Annotated in this window: 17 protein-coding genes and 1 tRNA gene; 1 reads left to right on the top strand and 17 read right to left on the bottom strand. The window is 37.8% G+C overall.

Annotated features, from left to right (window positions below):
• Positions 1 to 58: 58 nt before the first annotated feature.
• From VEB00_13260 to VEB00_13290, 7 genes are all read right to left on the bottom strand, one after another.
• On the bottom strand, positions 59 to 622 hold the full coding sequence (locus tag VEB00_13260) for a lytic transglycosylase domain-containing protein (protein ID HYF83983.1): 564 nt from the start codon (positions 620 to 622) through the stop codon (positions 59 to 61).
• Positions 623 to 625: 3 nt separating this feature from the next.
• The gene (coaE, locus tag VEB00_13265) at positions 626 to 1,228 is read right to left on the bottom strand and encodes a dephospho-CoA kinase (protein HYF83984.1); all 603 of its coding nucleotides are present in this window, start codon (positions 1,226 to 1,228) and stop codon (positions 626 to 628) included.
• 17 nt (positions 1,229 to 1,245) lie between these two features.
• The gene (gene polA / locus VEB00_13270; GenBank protein HYF83985.1) at positions 1,246 to 3,855 is read right to left on the bottom strand and encodes a DNA polymerase I; all 2,610 of its coding nucleotides are present in this window, start codon (positions 3,853 to 3,855) and stop codon (positions 1,246 to 1,248) included.
• A gap of 228 nt (positions 3,856 to 4,083) precedes the next feature.
• A complete protein-coding gene (locus tag VEB00_13275) occupies positions 4,084 to 5,421 on the bottom strand; it encodes a DUF4349 domain-containing protein (protein HYF83986.1) in 1,338 nt (445 codons plus the stop codon).
• A gap of 24 nt (positions 5,422 to 5,445) precedes the next feature.
• Complete coding sequence (locus tag VEB00_13280) at positions 5,446 to 6,030, bottom strand: sigma-70 family RNA polymerase sigma factor (GenBank protein ID HYF83987.1); 585 nt, start codon at positions 6,028 to 6,030, stop codon at positions 5,446 to 5,448.
• A 261-nt stretch (positions 6,031 to 6,291) separates the two neighbouring features.
• Positions 6,292 to 7,674 carry a L,D-transpeptidase gene (locus VEB00_13285; GenBank protein HYF83988.1) on the bottom strand — a complete coding sequence of 461 codons (1,383 nt, stop codon included), beginning with the start codon at positions 7,672 to 7,674 and terminating at the stop codon, positions 6,292 to 6,294.
• 327 nt (positions 7,675 to 8,001) lie between these two features.
• Positions 8,002 to 8,943 (bottom strand): metal-dependent hydrolase, encoded by a 942-nt coding sequence (locus VEB00_13290; protein HYF83989.1) that lies wholly within the window; start codon positions 8,941 to 8,943, stop codon positions 8,002 to 8,004.
• Between the two features lie 220 nt (positions 8,944 to 9,163).
• Here VEB00_13290 and VEB00_13295 point away from each other — a divergent pair.
• Positions 9,164 to 9,245, top strand: a tRNA-Leu gene (locus tag VEB00_13295).
• A 284-nt stretch (positions 9,246 to 9,529) separates the two neighbouring features.
• Here the strand turns inward: VEB00_13295 and VEB00_13300 are convergent.
• From VEB00_13300 to VEB00_13345, 10 genes are all read right to left on the bottom strand, one after another.
• The gene (locus VEB00_13300) at positions 9,530 to 10,471 is read right to left on the bottom strand and encodes a putative nucleotide-diphospho-sugar transferase (protein ID HYF83990.1); all 942 of its coding nucleotides are present in this window, start codon (positions 10,469 to 10,471) and stop codon (positions 9,530 to 9,532) included.
• Positions 10,464 to 11,408 (bottom strand): hypothetical protein, encoded by a 945-nt coding sequence (locus tag VEB00_13305; GenBank protein ID HYF83991.1) that lies wholly within the window; start codon positions 11,406 to 11,408, stop codon positions 10,464 to 10,466. The genes VEB00_13300 and VEB00_13305 overlap by 8 nt, the downstream gene beginning before the upstream one ends.
• A gap of 521 nt (positions 11,409 to 11,929) precedes the next feature.
• Entirely contained in the window at positions 11,930 to 13,291 is a 1,362-nt protein-coding gene (locus VEB00_13310; GenBank protein ID HYF83992.1) for a UDP-glucose/GDP-mannose dehydrogenase family protein, read from the bottom strand.
• Between the two features lie 23 nt (positions 13,292 to 13,314).
• Complete coding sequence (locus VEB00_13315; GenBank protein HYF83993.1) at positions 13,315 to 14,157, bottom strand: glycosyltransferase; 843 nt, start codon at positions 14,155 to 14,157, stop codon at positions 13,315 to 13,317.
• 19 nt (positions 14,158 to 14,176) lie between these two features.
• Positions 14,177 to 14,944: a sugar phosphate nucleotidyltransferase gene (locus tag VEB00_13320; GenBank protein ID HYF83994.1), complete on the bottom strand. Its 768-nt coding sequence runs from the start codon at positions 14,942 to 14,944 to the stop codon at positions 14,177 to 14,179.
• A 75-nt stretch (positions 14,945 to 15,019) separates the two neighbouring features.
• Positions 15,020 to 15,247, bottom strand: coding sequence for a hypothetical protein (locus VEB00_13325; protein ID HYF83995.1), 228 nt, complete (start codon positions 15,245 to 15,247; stop codon positions 15,020 to 15,022).
• Between the two features lie 84 nt (positions 15,248 to 15,331).
• On the bottom strand, positions 15,332 to 16,396 hold the full coding sequence (locus VEB00_13330; GenBank protein HYF83996.1) for an NAD-dependent epimerase/dehydratase family protein: 1,065 nt from the start codon (positions 16,394 to 16,396) through the stop codon (positions 15,332 to 15,334).
• Positions 16,397 to 16,398: 2 nt separating this feature from the next.
• Positions 16,399 to 17,367 (bottom strand): NAD(P)-dependent oxidoreductase, encoded by a 969-nt coding sequence (locus VEB00_13335; protein HYF83997.1) that lies wholly within the window; start codon positions 17,365 to 17,367, stop codon positions 16,399 to 16,401.
• A 60-nt stretch (positions 17,368 to 17,427) separates the two neighbouring features.
• Positions 17,428 to 18,366, bottom strand: coding sequence for a hypothetical protein (locus VEB00_13340; protein ID HYF83998.1), 939 nt, complete (start codon positions 18,364 to 18,366; stop codon positions 17,428 to 17,430).
• Between the two features lie 3 nt (positions 18,367 to 18,369).
• On the bottom strand, positions 18,370 to 19,296 hold the full coding sequence (locus VEB00_13345) for a hypothetical protein (GenBank protein ID HYF83999.1): 927 nt from the start codon (positions 19,294 to 19,296) through the stop codon (positions 18,370 to 18,372).
• Positions 19,297 to 19,340 lie beyond the last annotated feature (44 nt).

Genomic DNA, 19,340 nt, shown 5'->3' on the forward strand with positions numbered 1-19,340 from the left:
GTTCTCCATCCTTCGTTATACCGTAAAATTTATATATCATTATGTAAGAAGCACTATCTTACCACTTATATATACTTTTATATACATTGTAGTTCTTTCTTAGCTTTTTCACGAAATTTTCTGTTTCAGAAAAGGGAATCTCATCCAGAGTTCTGCCATCTCTGCTCAGACTTTTGTCTTTCAGCCACTTGTCCACATTCCCCCGACCTCCATTATAGGCGGCAAAAACCAGTTCGAAGCTGTCATTGTAGTAATTGGTCAGATGCTCTATATACCAACTGCCCAGCTTGATATTGATTTCCGGGTCAAAAAGCATGCTTTCTTCAAAGTCTTTTATTCCCATAGTCTCAGCTATCCACTCTCCCGTGGAAGGTGTGATCTGCATCAAGCCCTTCGCGCCTTTCCTTGATTCCGCATAATCCTCAAAGTTGCTTTCTGTCTTTATCAGTGCAGCCAGCAGCGGTGGGTCGATTTTGTGCATTTGTCCATATTTAATTATTGCCTCTTTATGCTCTAACGGATATAAAAGCTTTAAGAGGTTTGGTATGTTAAGCATTGCTGCATATATAAGCAATATGGCTGTTAAAAGCCCTAAATATTTAAACCTTCTACCCTTAGCCAAATACTATTCTCCCCTAGAAATAATATTATTCCATAAATCTTCCAGCTTCTTCCCGACTTCCTCAATCGGTTTATTATTATCTATAATGACATCTGCGTATTTTTTTCTTACCTCATTTGTAAACTGCGATTTAATCCTGTTTTCCGAATCCTTATAATCAAATTTATCACGTTCTATAAGTCTCTTTATCTGAGTTTCCTTTTCTACTATCACAACCCACACGCTATCAACATATTTATGCAGTCCCATCTCTATAAGTATAGCCGCGTCAACGACTATGACTTTATTTCCGGCGACCTTCAGTTCTTGGATTTCAGCCTTCACTCTGCTAATGATTTCAGGATGGGTTATGCTGTTTAGCAATGCCAGCTTTTCTTTATCTGAGAAAACAACACTCCCCAGCCTTTTTCTGTTGATTTCTCCGCTAGGCAGCAGTATATTCTCACCAAAGCACTGAACTATTCTATTATATGCTATTTCACCTTTGCTTACAACACCTCTTGCCAGTATATCCACATCAATAATAGCCGCTCCCAGCTCTTTAAGCTTTGCTGAAACGGTACTCTTGCCGCTTGCTATTCCCCCCGTCAAACCAATAACCATCACAAATCCCACCTTATTTTCTATTTGGCATCATACCAGCAATCTCCGCTGCTGATATCAGCAACCACAGGCACTTTCAAATCAATGGCCTTTTCCATGCTTTCCTTAACCAGCTGCTTTACCTCTTCCAGCTCACTCCTGTGAGTTTCCACAATGAGTTCGTCGTGAACCTGCAATATAAGCCTGGACTTTAGGTTTCGCTTTTTCAATTCTTGATGAACCTTAACCATAGCCATTTTTATAAGATCGGCAGCGCTGCCTTGTATTGGAGTATTCATAGCCATTCTCTCCCCAAAGTTCCTATTCACTGCATTTCTTGAAGCTATCTCAGGGATGTACCTTCTTCTATTCATTATGGTTTTGACATATCCATCAGCTTTGGCTGCTTCAACAATATCAATCATGTACTGCTTTACCATAGGATACCTTGCAAAATAATTTTCTATATACTTTTTAGCTTCTTTTCTCGATATTTTAAGATCCTGCGACAATCCATAATCGCTTATGCCATATACTATTCCGAAATTAACGGCTTTAGCCCTTCCCCTCATAAGGGACGTGACCTCACTAAGCTCCACTCCGAATACCTCAGAAGCTGTCCTTGTATGGATATCCTCTTTTCTTACAAAGGTATCCATAAGCCCCTGGTCTCCGGATATGTGTGCAAGTACTCTAAGCTCAATCTGTGAATAATCGGCATCCACTAAAGTATAGTCCTTGTTCATCGGTACAAAAACCTTTCTTATCTTCCTCCCATTTTCAGTTTTTATAGGTATGTTCTGCAAATTCGGCTCTGTGCTGCTAAGCCTTCCTGTAGCTGTAACCGTCTGGTTCAGCTTGGTATGTATTTTCCCGGTGTCGGGATCTATTATGCCAATAAGACCATCTACATAAGTGGACTTAAGCTTCACAAGCTGCCTGTACTCAAGCAGCTTCTCAATTATAGGATGCTTGTCGGAAAGCTGCTCCAACACTTCTACATCCGTGGAGTATCCGGTCTTGGTCTTTTTCATCGCCGGCAGTCCCAGCCTATCAAACAGAATCACTCCGAGCTGCTTGGTTGAATTAATATTGAACTCCTCACCGGCCAGTTTGTATATATCTGCCGTAAGAACTTCTATCTGCTTGGCAAACTCAGCAGACAGCACCTCCAGCATGTCTTTGTCCACACTGAAGCCATCATGCTCCATATCAGCAAGAACCTTTACCAGAGGCAGTTCAATGCTGTAATACAGCTCATCCATACCAGTCTCCACGAGCTTGTTCGTGAGCAGCGGCTGCAGCTCTGACACCATCTTCACGGTAGCTCCGTACTTTTGTATCTGATCTGCGCCTTTGGCATCATAGCCGTCCATGCCTGCCCCGGAATACTCCTGACTCAGATCTCTGATCTTATAGGAACCCTTTGAAGGATTGAGCAGATATGCAGCTATCATGGTATCAAAGCCTATCGGATTCACATCAATATCAAACTTCCTTAAAAGCAGTATGTCCTGCTTTATATCGTGTCCCAGCTTCATAACCTTCGGGTCTTCCATTACCTGTCTTATAAGCTCGATACTGCTGTCATTCACGGGAAAGCGATATTGCCGCCCTTCCACACTCAGATATATAGTCCTGAGCATGTCTCCCATCTCGTCATCTATCTTGAAAGCAAGACTTCCCTTCTTTCCTGCTTTCTCAAATACTTCCTTCAGCTTGTCTATGCTGCTTATTTCCTCTACTATTATCTCTATAGCTTCCACTACTGCGGCAGTTGGAAGGCTGCTGCACATTTTTTCAATCAGTCCCTTGAACTCCAGCTCGCTTAAGAGCTTGTAAAGCTTTTCCTTGTCAGCCTCCTTCAAAGAGTAGTCATCAAGGCTGAATTCTATAGGAACATCACGAACTATAGTAGCCAGCTTTTTTGAAAAAAGCGCCTGCTCCATATTGTTGGATACATTCTCTCTTACTTTGTTCTTCTTGATTTCAGATACATTCTGAAGTACATTCTCTACTGTCCCAAACTGGTGTATAAGCTCCAAAGCTGTCTTTTCCCCGACTCCCGGCACTCCCGGGATGTTGTCCGAAGCATCTCCCATAAGACCTTTAAGGTCGGTTATCTGCGCTGGAGCGATTCCATACGTCTCTTTAAGCTTTGCAATATCATATTCTTCAATTTCGCTGATTCCTTTTTTGGTCATCAATGTATGTACATTATCACTTATAAGCTGGAAGGCATCTTTATCACCCGTCACTATAAGTGCGGGCAAGCCATTTTCATCGCACTTGGCAGCAACTGTTCCGATTATATCGTCTGCCTCGAAACCGTCTATCTCAGCCTGCTTGATATTCATAGCCGCCAAGACCTCCTTGAGGACGGGAATCTGCTCCGCCATCTCTTCTGCCATCTTATGTCTTCCTGCTTTGTATTCAGCATATTCCAAATGTCTGAAGGTCGGTGCCTTTCTGTCAAAGGCAATGCCTATGTACTGTGGTTTATATTCTTCAATTATCTTATTTATCATATTCACAAAGCCATATATTACGCTCGTGTGAAAGCCTTTGGAATTGGTGAGGTTCGGCAACGCGTAGAAAGCCCTGTGCATTAAGCTGTTGCCATCGATTATTATGAATCTGCCTTTTTCCATCCCCTGTATCCTCCGCATTTTTCGCTTTTGTATAACATATTATTTCCACTAAAAAAGTAAAAACCCTTTTAAAATATAAAAAAAGCCCCTATTAAAGCATTCTAACGACTAAGGAAGTTTTTTAAGAAACTCATTTACGGAAAGTGGTACACTAGGGAAATTTATACTTTCCTATTCGTTATAAAATTTTTAAATGCTAAAAAACAGGCGGGGTCACCGCCTGTTTGATTATTGCTTCTTCTTTAATTTTATTTTTCTTGCCGTGAACAGCCCAACCACTGAAAGCACTCCGATTACAATCAGATACGGTATTGCGGTTACCAATACTATAAAGGTCTTCTCAAGCCCAACGACTATATTATTTATAGCCTTTATGAAGCCCTGATATGCCTTCCCCCACATTCCCGGAACATCTACGCTCTTAAGCTCTTCCGGCTTAAGCTCCTTGAGGTATATATTGATGGTAGAAAGCTGAACCAAGTTATCCCAGCGTTTGAGGTCTCCGGAATAAATGTCTATATCAGTTCTTACCCTGTTAAGCTCAGTCTCAATCTTCAGTATTTCATCTACATTCTTGGCCTTGGTCATAATCTGCTGCAGGCTTTGCTCCTGTATCTTCAGGTTATCCACCCTGGCCGTCGTATCCCTGTATTGTGCTGTTATGTCATTACCGTTCATGTTCTCGTTGACCAGCTTACCCATGCCTTTTATATTATTGAATATGCTCTCAAACTTATCTTCAGGTACCCTCAAAGTCATGTTTGCATACTTCTCTGTAATTTCCTTGACCGCAGTGTTCCCATCAACGTCTTGAACCTGTGGTACTGTGATATTTTCTATCTGAGAGTTCTCTACATACCCTCCACTGCTTTCAGTCAGCTGCCTTATGTCAGCGGCCGCTTTATCTACACTGGCTACATTGACGGACATATTGCCTGTTCTGATCACCATTCTGCCCGACCTTGAGCTATCAACAGCCTCGCTGGGCACCACTCTATCGGCCAGAATGCTTTCACTAAACTGCATACTAATAGAATTTTTTGCAAGTCCTGTGCCTTCAACCGAGGTTATTTGAGGCTGTTCCGCCGCAGCTGCTCCGATTTTCTGCTTTTCGTCTTCTCGCATTGTAAAGTTAAAATCCGCATCACTAGCTGGAGCAGCGGGTGCTGTCGCTCCGCCATAACCAGGAGCAGAATCCGTTGACTGGGACATTTTCATATTATTATTAAAAAGCAGTGATGAGCTTCCTATTCCTATTGCAATTACCAACGCTGCAGCAACAAGCCCTGTAGCCATTTTCATATTCTTGTTCCTCAGGATGCTGCCAAAGAAATTCTTTTTCTTCTTCTCCTCAACCAGCCTTTGGTGAAGTTCCGTCCTGAAGCTCTGAGGCAGTTCAATTTCTTCGAAATTGCCGCATATAGCTATTATATCGAGCATTCTCTCGTATTCTTCTCTGCATTGCTCGCACTCTGTAAGGTGTTTCTCCAATTCGGTTTTTTCTATATCATTTAAGTCCTTATCTATATATGAGGATATCATATTCCTTATCGTTTCGCACTTCATAACCTTCTACCTCCCTTCACCAAATTAGACTCTATTTTCACGGGAAAGTTCCATGTCTGATTTCAGCTTTTCCCTCAGCATATTTCTTGCTCTGTTGATTCTTGATTTTACCGTGCCCAGGGAGCAATCCAGCATGTTGGATATTTCCTCATAGCTGAAGCCTTGTATATCTCTTAACACTATGACGCTTTTATAATCCTCATTCAACTCGCTTATTGCGCGCTTTATGAGTTCCCTCTGCTCAACCCTTTCATAAACAATCTCAGGGGTTTCCTTATCCGAGCACAGCTCCATATGCAGCTCACCGCTGTCTGTTTGTATGGTACTATCCATGGATACATACTTTTCGTTCTTCCTGCGCCTTAACTCATCCAGGCACACATTTGTTACGATCCTGTACAGCCATGTAGAAAAAGATGATTGCCCTTTAAAATCTTTTATAGATTTGAATACCCTTAGCAGTGCCTCTTGAGCCATGTCCTTCGCATCTTCCTCATTCCCCATGACGCGATAAGCAATATTGTATGCTCTTTTATCATAGGAGCTTATCAGGAGTTCGAAAGATTCAACATCTCCAGACTGACTCTTTTTCACTAATAGCTTTTCCATATCACTCACAGCATTTCCCCCTTCCACTTCTTCAATAAATCTATCACCCAATATACATTCGCATATATAAACCAAATTTTGGTGTCCTTCGGTAAATTATACCATATGTTTTAGAGCAAGGCATCAAAATATGCCTGCGCATGTTAGACGAGACTTTTGAAATAAAGTTCCAAATATTTAGCAGAAATTTTTTGCTCACAAAAAACAGTAGTATTCTTTACTACTGTTAAAATCTCTATATTATTAAATTCTATGAAACAATCAGTTTTCCTTCACGCTTATATCAACTACAGTATTAAAAGTATTGGAAGTATAGTCATAGTCTTCCAAAAACGTTTCTAAATCGATAGTTTCAACTAACTTCTCACCTTGTACCGAAAAAGCTTCCACATCCCAGCCGGTTTTCTCATGAATGCTGTAAGCAGCTTCCATACTGAGCACCTGCCTTCCGTCAATATTGTCGGTCTTGAAATACTCATCATCAAATTTTAAGAAAGTCGGCAGCTTCAAATCCACAACTCCATATCTGGAGTTTATATTTTTATGACCGCCCAAGGCTGCAGTGATATTATCCACATTCGCACTCCAGACGTTCTTCCTTTTAAGCTTCATTATCCCTTCATCAAATATCCTCAAATCAACAGAGTCTTCGGAATACTTATACCCAAGCTGTTTGATGCTGTCCACTGCTATGAGGTCTACTTTGTCGTAATCTCCATAGTTCATACCCGCAAAAACTCCATTAACCTTGATGATTTTCATATTTATATATGCATTGCCGCTGGACTTGTCATAGCTCATACTACCGCCAAACTTCTTTACTGTTTGTGTAAGGTTGACATATATGGTTCCTTCCTGCTCCTTTATTTCAATATCAAATAGTCCTGCTATCTCTGAAGTCACTCCCAACACATCTTCCGCTGCCTTATAGTTCACATATATTGTGCCTTGCTGTTCCAGAGCATCACAGGTTATCAAGCTGTTGTTCAAAAACACTCCAATACCCTGAGATATTGCAATAGGCTTGCTATAAGGCTTTTTTAAAACCACCTGAGCTTTTTTCATTAATTCTTCAGGAATCTCCATCTGATTTAACTTCTCCATCACCAGCTTATCGCTTTTTGCACCTGCTTTATAACCATCCGGATAAAGAACCGCAACTTCCTTACCAGAATATTTATCATCAAATGCTTTTACCCTGTCATATTTAATTGTAACAGGCGTATTCACAGGCACCAAGGTATACACTTCCATTACATCCCTGTTATACATCCTGATGCAGCCGGCAGATGCATAGGTACCTATAGATTCAGGCTTGTTGTTGCCATGAATACCTATGCTTTTTGTAATCCCTATCCAGCTTACACCCAAAGGATTCAGAGGCCCCGGAGGCACTATATCCTCTTTGTTTATCCAGTAAGGGTTGACAGTCTTATATACCACCCAATAGTCCCCTTGAGGAGTAGGAGTAGATTGTTTCCCAACGCATACCGGGTATTCCTTCAGCAGAACGCCATCTTTATAAAGACTTAAGATACGAGAAGGCAGATTAATTTCTATGCTTGTTTTACCTGATGTACTGTCCGCCGACACCTGATTGAAACAAATAAGAATAATAAGTGCAACTAAAAAAGACCTTTTCAAAGCCAATTCCTCCTTTTATGTAGCTACCTCATGGTGCAGAATGCTATACCACCAGTATTCAGATTATTGACAACCAATAAAATACTTATTCACCTATATATTTCGCGAAAAACATTTCACATTACTATTCAAGTTTCGCGTAAATGTTTCCTTAATTTTCATTGAATTCGCACTATACTCCAACGTAATAACATAAGTGCGTTCAATATAAAACTGCGCACAATTTATATGTATTATCCATACAGCACAATTATTCGGACTTTCCTGGATTGGCCCAAAAAAAAAGCCCTGAAAGTCATAGACTTTTCCAAGCTTTAGTTTTTATATTTACACTTCTACATTCCTGCTCTTGGCATATGGGTGAAACAATGATGTCACAACGTCCAGGTCTCTATTCATAACTGCTGTTGCATGGTGCAGATAATCTCTTGCTATATAGTATCTAAGATCAATGAATTTGAAGACATAATTATCTTCTTTCTTTTCGCAGTCAACATGGAATATTGGAGTGAACTGGCTGAAAAATCTTGCTATAGGAGTATCTATCGCAAGCTTGTACAGGTCTTTTTCTATATTCTTCTTGACGTCTATTATTTTGAATCTTCTTGGGAATATATTCACTTCCCCAATTACCTTTTCCATTCCCGTGCTTAAGATAAAATGCCATTTAATAAGGCCTATCATAGAAGGCATTATTCTAAAGCGCAATGGTTCGTATTCGCCTCCAAGGCTTTTAAAAACAATGTCCTTCGCTTGCTTTTTCATCAACTGCCGTAGTATTAAATAGCCGATAAATATGAAAACCGCAATGTATGGAGGAATAATGCTTCTTGTGTAAGGCAGAATAATAGTCAAACATAAAATTATCAGCATTGGATCATAAATCAAAAGAAGGTCTAGCGTAATACGTTTTTTGTTCAAAGGCCAAAATACTTGTGCCCCATACGAATTGGTAATATCCAAAGCAATATGAGAAAAGCATCCAATCAATGTAACCTGGAAAACCTTCCAAAGCTCTATATTGGTGAAAAGCATCCATATTAGGCCTGTCAACACTCCTGCATATACAAACATCATTGGTATAGAATGAGATATACCTCTATGATTTTTTAAATATACATAATCGCCTTTAAGCTGCATTATAATATCTCCATCCGGAATAATCGCACCTGCCACACAGCCTATTATTGCAGGATTTGAAAGCGCTAAAGGTTCACCTGTCAAAACAGCTATGCTCAATCCCACAACTGCGTGTGTAATTGGATCCATCTAAATATCAACCTCCATTCAACTTTAGTTTACATAAAATTATACCATAAAAAATATGTTTTATTAATTGTAATATTTGCAAGTACTCGAGACCATAGTTCAATATATGTGTGGTCACAATTTATGTATACAAGACTGGAAAGTTTTATCCACAGGCAGCGGTAAATATTTGTATTGATTTTTAAGTATTTATATGCTAATATATTGTACGTGGCTAAAAGCCGGAGTGGCGGAATGGCAGACGCACATGACTCAAAATCATGCGGGAAACCGTGCGGGTTCGACTCCCGCCTCCGGCACCATATGAAACTGCAATATTAAAGAGCTTCACTAAAAGTGAAACTCTTATTTTTTTCATCTGTGGTAACATCGTGGTAACATGACACTTTTTTTGCCATAGCAATTGTAAACGCGCTTGAATGGGGTTCAAGAGGTCGCAGGTTCAATTCCTGTCACCCAGACCATCTAAGTAATCAGAGTGCTTTAAGCACTTTTTTTTATGCAAAAAAATCAAGAAGTAGTATGACTACCTCTACACTCCTTCTTACAGCCTGAATTATTTTTGAACCTTGAACAGTGCTTTTTCTCATAGCTTCAAATAATTATAAAATGTACCACTATTATTTTTACCTGATAAAAAAAGCGATATGTCTGTTTCATATTTTTTTACTTGGTTTATTGCGTTTTTAATAGCTTGAACATAAGGAATAAAAATCAACTGCATCGCACTATTTTCTAATTTGGGGCATATACATTCCCAAAGTTCAAATTCATTTTCATTAATAATAAAAAAAATGCAAAAGTGGAAAAATATAAGGATATCGTTGTTAATATAAACCTTATTATCCAATTTCTTTATATCACAGTATTCTATGTTCCACATCGCTGCGTTTCCACCAACAGATTCTATAACTGCTGTTTTCGAATGTTTATTTTTTATTGTTTCCAAGTATTTTTGATCGCCAAACCTATTTGGTTGAATTTCATTATAACACCATTCTATACATCTATTCTCCCACCAATTAAGGATTCGCAGTGCATTTCTAGAATTTTTGAAACCAACTATGCCAGCATTATAAAGCCCTTTTTGTCTTGTTGAATAATCTACTACGCTAGTAAAATTATGACTTGTAAGTAACACATCGTTTTTCTTTAAGCTATCAAAAAATGAATCAGGATTTGAATACATAAAAGTGTCTGAATCCAAATAAAGAATGGAGTCAATATAATTATGTTGCTTTAATATTAGTTTTACGAGGCTTGCCTTTATTGTCCAGCAATACTCGTTTACGTACCGATTATTTTTAGCCTCTAAGAGACTTTCACTTTCTAATGCTCCCACTTCAATTATAGACGCGTGGTGCAGATTTAGTTTTATCAATAAATCATAGGCAAGCTCATCAATTGTACAAATCCATATATGAAAATTGTTATCCGTATGTATGCACATTGATTCATAAAGAGCCAATGCCTTTAACAGATAACTGTTGGTTGTGATAGTACAAAAGTAATTTATATGGTTAGTCATTTGTTCCTTCGCCTCCTAACGAGTAATAATTGAGATACTTATGTTCCTTATAATTTAATCCATTATAGAAACTATCAATGAACCCATCTACATAATTAATTATATTTTGATACTTCTCTATATAGGGCTTATATATCAATTCCTTTACATCCTCCGGCAAATCAATATAGGAACACAAATCAAATTCACTGTAATTCATAAACTTAAGACCGCTATAGTGGTAAAACACCAATCTTTCTCCATTAATATAAATATCTTTATCCACCTTGCTTACGTCTGCACCTTGAATGTTCCATGCAGTTACATTTACTCCTATGTCTTTCATTATTCTAACTTCATCAAACATCACCGGCCAATTGTTTACGTACATTTGATCACTCCATTTTCCTGGCTCTACCCTATCGTAGCACCATTCAATACATTTACTCCTAAACCACTCGATACAATTTATTGCATTGACATTCTTTTCAAAACCCATCAGCCCGGTATTAAATATGCCGTAAATGTCATTCAACCCACTATCTAGTTCAACAAATCTTTCTTCTGTTAACAGTATTGAACATTTCCTTAATTCACCAAAAATCGGTTCAGGGTCAGAGTAAAATTCTATATCACCGTCCAGCCATACTATGTGGTTAAGCTCAGAATAATTACGGAATAAGTATAAAAAGACTGAACCTTTCGAAGACCATATATACTCTTTATCGTTGCACGTAGATTTGATAGCAGCAAGCTCTGGGTCTTGGGCTTCAATTTGCTTCATATTTAAAAGAATTGCCCTATCTAGTGTCATCCTTTCAAGAAGTAAATTCACTTCATCATCCATACAGATAAAAAAGAAGTGAAAATCTTGGTCATATTTTTTTAAAGAGTTATACAAAATAAGCCCTCTGTGTATATAGCCTTTACTTAGTACTGTACAATAATAATGAGTCATCCAGCTCCCCCCAACTTCCAAGATAGTTTATTTTAAGCATGTACTCTATATACAATATGATTTAACCCCAAAGGAGTTACCAGTTATCATAGGACAATATGTTGCAGTGCACTTCTCCAGTAAAAACAGAACTGATTCAAATAAAATACATGAATAATAAAATAAACGTTCACAAGATTACACATGCAAATCAGACCTTTCTGAAAATAAAATTCCATAATCACAATGACGAAGGTTTCCCAGACATCGCATTTTCACACTTATTGAAGCATATTTTGTTGATGCCGGTAGAATTATTCTACGACTACTTTATAGCGGTTAGAATTAGCTAAAATATTCTTGTAGTCATTATTTTAGAGTTACTGTAATTCCTTGCATTAACTCTATTACAGTGTAGCGCGCTTGAATGGGGTTCAAGAGGTCGCAGGTTCAATTCCTGTCACCCAGACCATGATTGAAAGCTGAAAGCCAGAAATCCTTTGGATTTCTGGCTTTATTTTTTATATTATTAAATCAAATTTTTACTTTTTGTTTAATCCGATGCCAACATATCTTACTCCGTAACTTTCTGCATCCAATTTGCTCAATACTCTGCAGCCGTCTACAATCAGCGGATTTTTCATAAGCTCAGCATAACGATTTAATGGTATGTTTACGATACTCTGCCAATCCGTCATGATTACTGCTGCATCTGCTCCTTTAAGTGCCTCTTCATAATTATCAGTCATCAAAACTGCAGGGTTGTTCTGTAATTCCTTTTTCGCATTTTCTATAGCAATCGGATCATGACATTTTATTCTGGCATGTTCTCGTATCAGCTCTTTTACAAGCTTTATGGATTGAGACTCCCTCACGTCATCTGTATTGGCCTTGAAAGCAAGGCCAAGAACAGCTATATTTTTATCCTTGAGTTCTAAAAGCTCTCTTTTAAGGATGCCCAACATTCTCATGGCTTGCAATTCGTTTACTTCAATTGCAGATTTAAGTATTTTGGGGGTATAGCCACAATCCTCTGAAAATGCTATAATCGCTTTCACGTCTTTTGGAAAGCAGCTTCCTCCGAAACCCCGACTTGACTTTATATATCTGGTTATACCCGGCTTGATCAGATTTCTATTGATCCTGGGAGAAATGCGCTTATCCAGATTCACGCACTCAAGTACTTCTGCAGAATCAATGTTGCCAACTTCCTCAGATATGGCGGCGATTTCGTTTGAGAAAGATATTAGGGTTGCAAGCAAGGAGTTTGAAGCATACTTTATCATTTCAGCCGTCCTTGGATTTACTTTAATGATTGGTGCATCAAAACAGTTCTCATATACTTTCTTAAATGTTTCAAAGCTCTTTTCATCAAAAGCCCCGATTACGATCCTGTCAGGTTTCAAAAAATCCTCCAAGGCTTCTCCTTCCTTTAGGAACTCAGGATTCATCACCAATCCGAACTCCCCTGCCTTTTTGCCTGATGACTGCTCCAGTACTTTTCGTACAATAGAATCTGTTGTAGTTGGCACCACTGTACTTTTGACACAAACTACGTGGTATTCTTTTTTGTTTCTAAGCACTGCTCCGATTTCTGCAGCTGCCTCTTTTATATATGTCAGGTCTATACTATCGCCAACATAAGGCGTTCCAACTGCAATTATTGATACCTCGGAATTACTGACTGCATACGCCATGTCCATTGTCGCAATCAGCTTCTTGCCAGTGACAGTTTCTTTAAGCAGCGGTTCCAGACCTTCCTCATAGATGGGAGGTTCACCTTTATTTATTTTTGCGACTATACTATCCAATTTGTCTACACAAATCACATCATGGCCTTTCGATGCCAGACAAACTCCGGAAACCAAACCTACATAACCTGTTCCTATAATTGATATCCTCATAAATCATACTCCTTTTCAAATCCCTAAAAGAAATTTTTTGAGAAACCCGGAGACAGTGTTTCAATAACATCGATTTTTTTTCTTAGTACATCAATATACGGTTCATAAATGTAATTTATCGGTGTTACATTAAACCCTATCCAGTAATCCCATTTATTAAACATTCTTAAGCAACTGAAGTGAAAAAATATCAGCCCGGTTCCATCAACATATATCTTTCCATCCCTGTATTCAAACTTTAGTAAATGCTGGTTCCATGGAGCCACATTCACACCGGGCAGCTCCGAACAATGTATTTTACTATACATTTGTTTAAAACTATTTATGTAACCTTGGTCTCCAAGATTACCATGCTCATCATAATATGCACTGCACCACTTTGTGCATTGTTCCTTCCACCATTCAAGTGCAGAAAGGCCTGTGCGGTCCCTCTTGAAGCAGACAAAACCCCCATTCGCCAAATCATTAACTTTGTGCGTCGTATATAGCACTGACCATTCAGGTGCGTTTTCGAAAATTGTTTCCGGATCTCTGTAAAAATAAATATCTGTATCTACATAGACTACTCGGTGAATATTGTCAAATTCATTGAAAATATGAAGTATCGCGTAAGGCTTCAAAGTCCAACAATATTGGCTCAATTCTCTTTCCTTCTTAGCTTCTATGAGCCTCTCATCATTAATGTTTGAATAGTTAATAACGGTCGTCCTATTCAAAGTCATTCTACTGAGCAACTCATATGCTTCATCATCCACACAGAATAAATAAAACCAATAGGATGAATTATAGTTCATTATTGACTCATGCATTGCCAGTGCTTGATGTAGTCTCGTTTTGGAAATTATCGCACAGATTGCTGTATTCAAGCTAATCAATCCTTTTCTATTAATATAGCTTCTTTCTGATTACCTCCCAGTTATCATTGAGTGTCGAATAGTCCTTGTAAGTATCTATCGACATCCAAAACTCTTTATGCAGGTAAACCGATAACTGTCCTGCAGCAACAAGCTTTGCCAAAGGCTCTTGCTCAAAGATGCATCTGCCATTGTCATCATCAATATAATTGAATACTTCTTTATTCAGCACAAAATACCCGCCGTTAATGATCTGATCTGTTTGAGGCTTTTCTACGAATTCATACACAATATCGTCTTTCACCTTAAGTATTCCATATTGACTTTTGGGCATTATGCCTGTCAGTGTGGCAATTTTACCTTTGTTTCTATGGAATTCTACCAGTTCGCAGATATTTATATCAGCTAAACCGTCACCATATGTCAGCATGAATTCATTTTCATCAATATAAGGTTCAATCAATTTAATTCGGCTTCCTGTCATGGTGGCTTCACCTGTATCGATTAATGTTATCTTCCACTTCTCCGTACTTTGAAGCGGCTTTATGCTGATGTCATCAGATGTATTTTCGATTATGCAATCACTATTTCTCCACAAGCTACCAGCAAAGTATTCCTTTATTTTTTCCCCCTTATATCCAATCGGTAGTATAAAATCATTAAATCCATACTTGCTGTATATTTTCATGATATGCCAGATAATCGGTTTGCCGCCTACTCTAATTAAAGGCTTTGGTATATCTTCAGTAATTTCTTTAATCCTAGTGCCCATTCCCCCACAAAGTAATACTACTTTCAAACCACGCACCTCCCGATGCTCATTTTCTAATTTAAAATATGCTTATCCACTTAGGATAGTTACTAATTCTAATAATTATTGGACAAGAAATTTAAATTTTATAGTTTTAATAATTGAAGCCATGGTTTTATCCATGACTTCCCCTAATGTAAGTAATTCAAATTGATATGTGTCAGCATTCAGCGGTTCATATTCTTTCGATGCAATTGCCAGCATTATCAATCCTTCATCGTATGCATTCTTAAACACTTCTCCTACTTCCATACCAGTATCCAATAAACTCTTCTTTATGATCTTTTTCAAGCATTCCCTTGAATCTTGATATGGATTAACCGTATGAACTCAATGAACTTATTTATAGAATCTTCCTTTACAATGAATTAGGTTTCAAATATTATAAGTGTGCCTATACCAATCTTTTAATTTTTTTAATCCTTCATCCAGAGATATGTGCGGCTTATAACCGATCAGTCTTTTTGCTTTGCTTAAATCAGGACACCTTCTTTGAGGATTATCTATAAGATATTCGCTTTCACTGCTTCTATTATATTCAACCGTTGTATTTCCGACGATATCGGCTACCATCTCCGCTAGATCAATCATAGATATCTCAATTTCATCATTACCGATATTGAACGCCTCTCCATCGCAATCCGATAACAAAGCCCTCAGAAAACCGCTTACGGCATCGCTAATGTAACAGAAGCTTCTTGTAGGTGCTCCATCGCTTAAAATATTAATATTATTTGCCTGAAAGGCATCATGGAAAAAATCAGGTATTACTCTTTTATCGTCTATTCTAAGCCCTGGCCCATATACATTGAACGGTCTCACAATCTTTACAGGCAGTTTGTGCTGATTACAATAGTTGACGCACAGGGTTTCACCCAGTCTTTTTGATTCATCATAGCATGCCCTTGGGCCTGTACAGGATACATTTCCGTTGTAGGTTTCCGGTGTAGGAATATATTCATTAGTGGGGTTCCCATAAATTTCACTGGTGGAAAAGAAAAGCATGCTTTTGATATTCTTGTTTTTAGCCAGCTCCAGTAGGTTCTTGAGACCCCAAACATTTGTTTCAATCGTTTCAATGGGATATTTACGGTAAAAAGTAGGGGAAGCGATACTGGCAGCATGAACGATATAGTCAATATCTGTGTCTATATCAAATGTTTTAGATATATCGATATTGATGAATCGGAAATTCTCATTGCTTTGCAAGTGCTTTATTCTATCCAATGTTCCTGTTTTGTAATTCTCAATGCAAATTACAGTAGCAGGTGTTTTAAAAACATTCTGGTTGCAATAATCAATAAAATCTAGAAAGTACGCCCCTATGAACCCCCCACCGCCGCTTATCAACCATTTTGTACCTTCGATTTTATCTAACTTATCCATTAAATCATGATATATGGTTTTCATATCGTCTAATATGATATTGTTGAAATACATCTCTATCTACCTCTCATTTCGTATTTTTTATAATTGTTCAAGTACCAACTTATTGTTCTTCTTATACCCTCATCGATTTGAATAGCTGGATACCACCCCAGGATATTCTTTACTTTATCAACCTTAGGTAATGGATTCCATAAATCATTTTTTCTATATTCCAATATTCCGTAATTGGCTTTTACATTTGTATTCATTTCTTTGATGATCAAGTCCACATAATATTTTAACGGATGTGTCACTCCGCTTCCAATATTAAAGATCTCATTCTTTACATGCTTTGCTTTAGCTGCCATCAGGAATCCGTCAACAATGTTTTCTACATAGCAATAATCACGGCATTGCTCACACAATGTCAAATCAACGTCCTTGCCGTTTAATACGGATAAGATGACCTGAGGGAAAAACTTATGGCTTCCTTCTTTTTCGCCAAATACACCAAAGGGTATTATTGTGACTATGTCTAGACCCATATTATCAGCAATCTGGTGACCCATAATCGTTGCTGTGGCTTTCGTACTACCATAAATATTCTTTGGCGTATAGCAAGTACTTTCGTCTATCATTCCTTCCTTATTTCCATACTGCATGCTTGTTCCTGTATTTATGAATTTTTCACAGCCTGTTTTTCCTAAAACATTCAGCAAATTAACAGTACCTAACAGATTTGAATTTATAGCCGTATAAAAATCATTTTGTCTTGAATCTACTCCATATGCTGCCATATGAAATACAACGTCTGGCTTTACAGTTTCGATGCATTTGCTTAGGGATTCAAGATTTCTAATGTCGGTTTTATAGATATTAAGAAATTTAAGTTCGTCTTCAATTCTCCAAAGGTCTGAATTCTCACGGACAATTATTGTGGTATCAGCATTCTGGGCGACCGTTCTTTTAACGATATGCGAGCCCAGAAAGCCGTTAGCCCCTGTAATCAATACTTTCTTATTGTTTAAACTAAGATCAACCATATTTACCTCCAATAAGCTGTACTATCAACGATTTTTTACTTTTGCAATAGCCGGTTTCTTTTAGCTTACGTATTTATAATAGTTCGCAACATTATCCCTATGAAGTTCGGATGAATAGAAATCATCTATTGTATGAACGACACTGTCTATTTTATTGATAGCATATCTGATATCTTTAACATATGGCTCGTAAATCATCTCTACTGCTTTAACATCCAAGGCCAAGTTATACCATTTCCAGAGAGTAAACTCATTCTTGTTGATGATGTAGAAGCTGGTAAAATGATACACTAAGAGCTTGTCATTGTTTATATAGACTTTTTCCCCTTTGTTATTTATGTCATAATACTTCTGATACCAGGCTGCTGCATCAATTCCCAGACTTTTTACAACTACGACTCCTTCAAACAAATCATTCCAATTATTCATATACCGTTGGTCTCCCCATCGACCACGGTCGTCACAGGTGTCGTAGCACCATTCGATACACCTTTCACGCCACCAGTTCAAACATTCGAGCCCGCTTCTATCTTTTCTGAAGCCGATAAAACCCGCCTGGTATTTGCCGAAAATATTATCATTCCACCCGTCTTTCTGTTCGCAAAGAAGTATTGATCCATTACCCCATTCGCTATAGATTTGTTTTGCATTATCAAAAAAGTACATGTCGGCATCCAGATAAAGAATTGATTTAACTTCACTACAGTTTTCAAATATGTGTAGAATCAACGGTGCCTTCAGAGTCCAGCAATATTCCCGGATGCTTCTGTTGCCCTTTGCAACCAACAATTCCTCATCTTCAATATCATCCATTTTGTATAAAGTAACATTGTCAAGATCTAATTTGCTTAAAACATTGTATACAACTTCATCAACACAGCATATCCATAAATGAAAATTCTTCATATTTTTTAATAGAGAATAATAGAGGGTCAATCCCTTAATGAGATATGCTTTTCCAACAATGGTACAAAAAAAATTGTTCTCCCTTTTATCCATAATCTATTCACCATCAATCTTATAATAGTTATATGACCAACCGATATACTTCTCCCTGTATGCAGTAGTATCATATTCATTTACCAGTGCTATCATCTTTCTGTATTTTTGTGCATATGGAATATATACTAAATTGACAGCATCTTCAGGCAGCGTGATGTAGCCGCATAGCTCAAACTCCTTGTCATTGTAATAATAGAACCCGCTGTAATGAAAGAAAACCAATTTTTTATCATTTACATATAATTTATTTTCGAGCTTCCTTATTCTGCAATTCTGTATATTCCAGCCAGTAGCATTTATACCTACATTTCTAATTATCCTTACTTTATTAAATCTTTTAACCCAATCATTTACGTACATCTGGTCACTCCACTTTCCGGGCACTACTGCATTGTAACACCATTCAATGCATTTTTCCTTGAAATATTTAATGCATTCCATCGCATTGTCGTCCCTTTTGAAACCCATTAAACCTGTATTGTAGATTCCAAAAATAGAATTCAATTTCTTGTTCTCTCCGATAAACCTTTCCATTGTCAAAAGTATAGAACATTCTTTCAACTCTGCGAAAATTGGCTCGGGGCTGGAGTAAAATACGATATCGCTGTCCAGCCATACTAAGTGCTCTAACTCGGGATAGTTTGCAAACAAATATAAGAATATTGAACCTTTTGATGTCCATGCATATTCTTTTTCATTTCTTGTATACTTTACGGAAGCAAGCTCTTCGTATTGTCTCTCAACATCAGAAATCGGGATTAAGGTTGCCTTTTCCAATTGCATTTTCTCTAGTAAAGACTTCGCATCCTCATTCATGCAAATAAAAAAGAATTGGAAATCCGGATCATGTTTTGCCAAAGAATCGTACAGCATCAACCCTTTGTGAACATAATCCTTACTTATCACTGAGCAATAATTGTGTTTCATTTTCATGATCTCCTTTAAATATCTTTGTCCCTATTTTAGAATAT

The sequence above is a fragment of the Clostridia bacterium genome (assembly GCA_035628995.1).
Classification (GTDB): domain Bacteria; phylum Bacillota; class Clostridia; order Lutisporales; family Lutisporaceae; genus BRH-c25.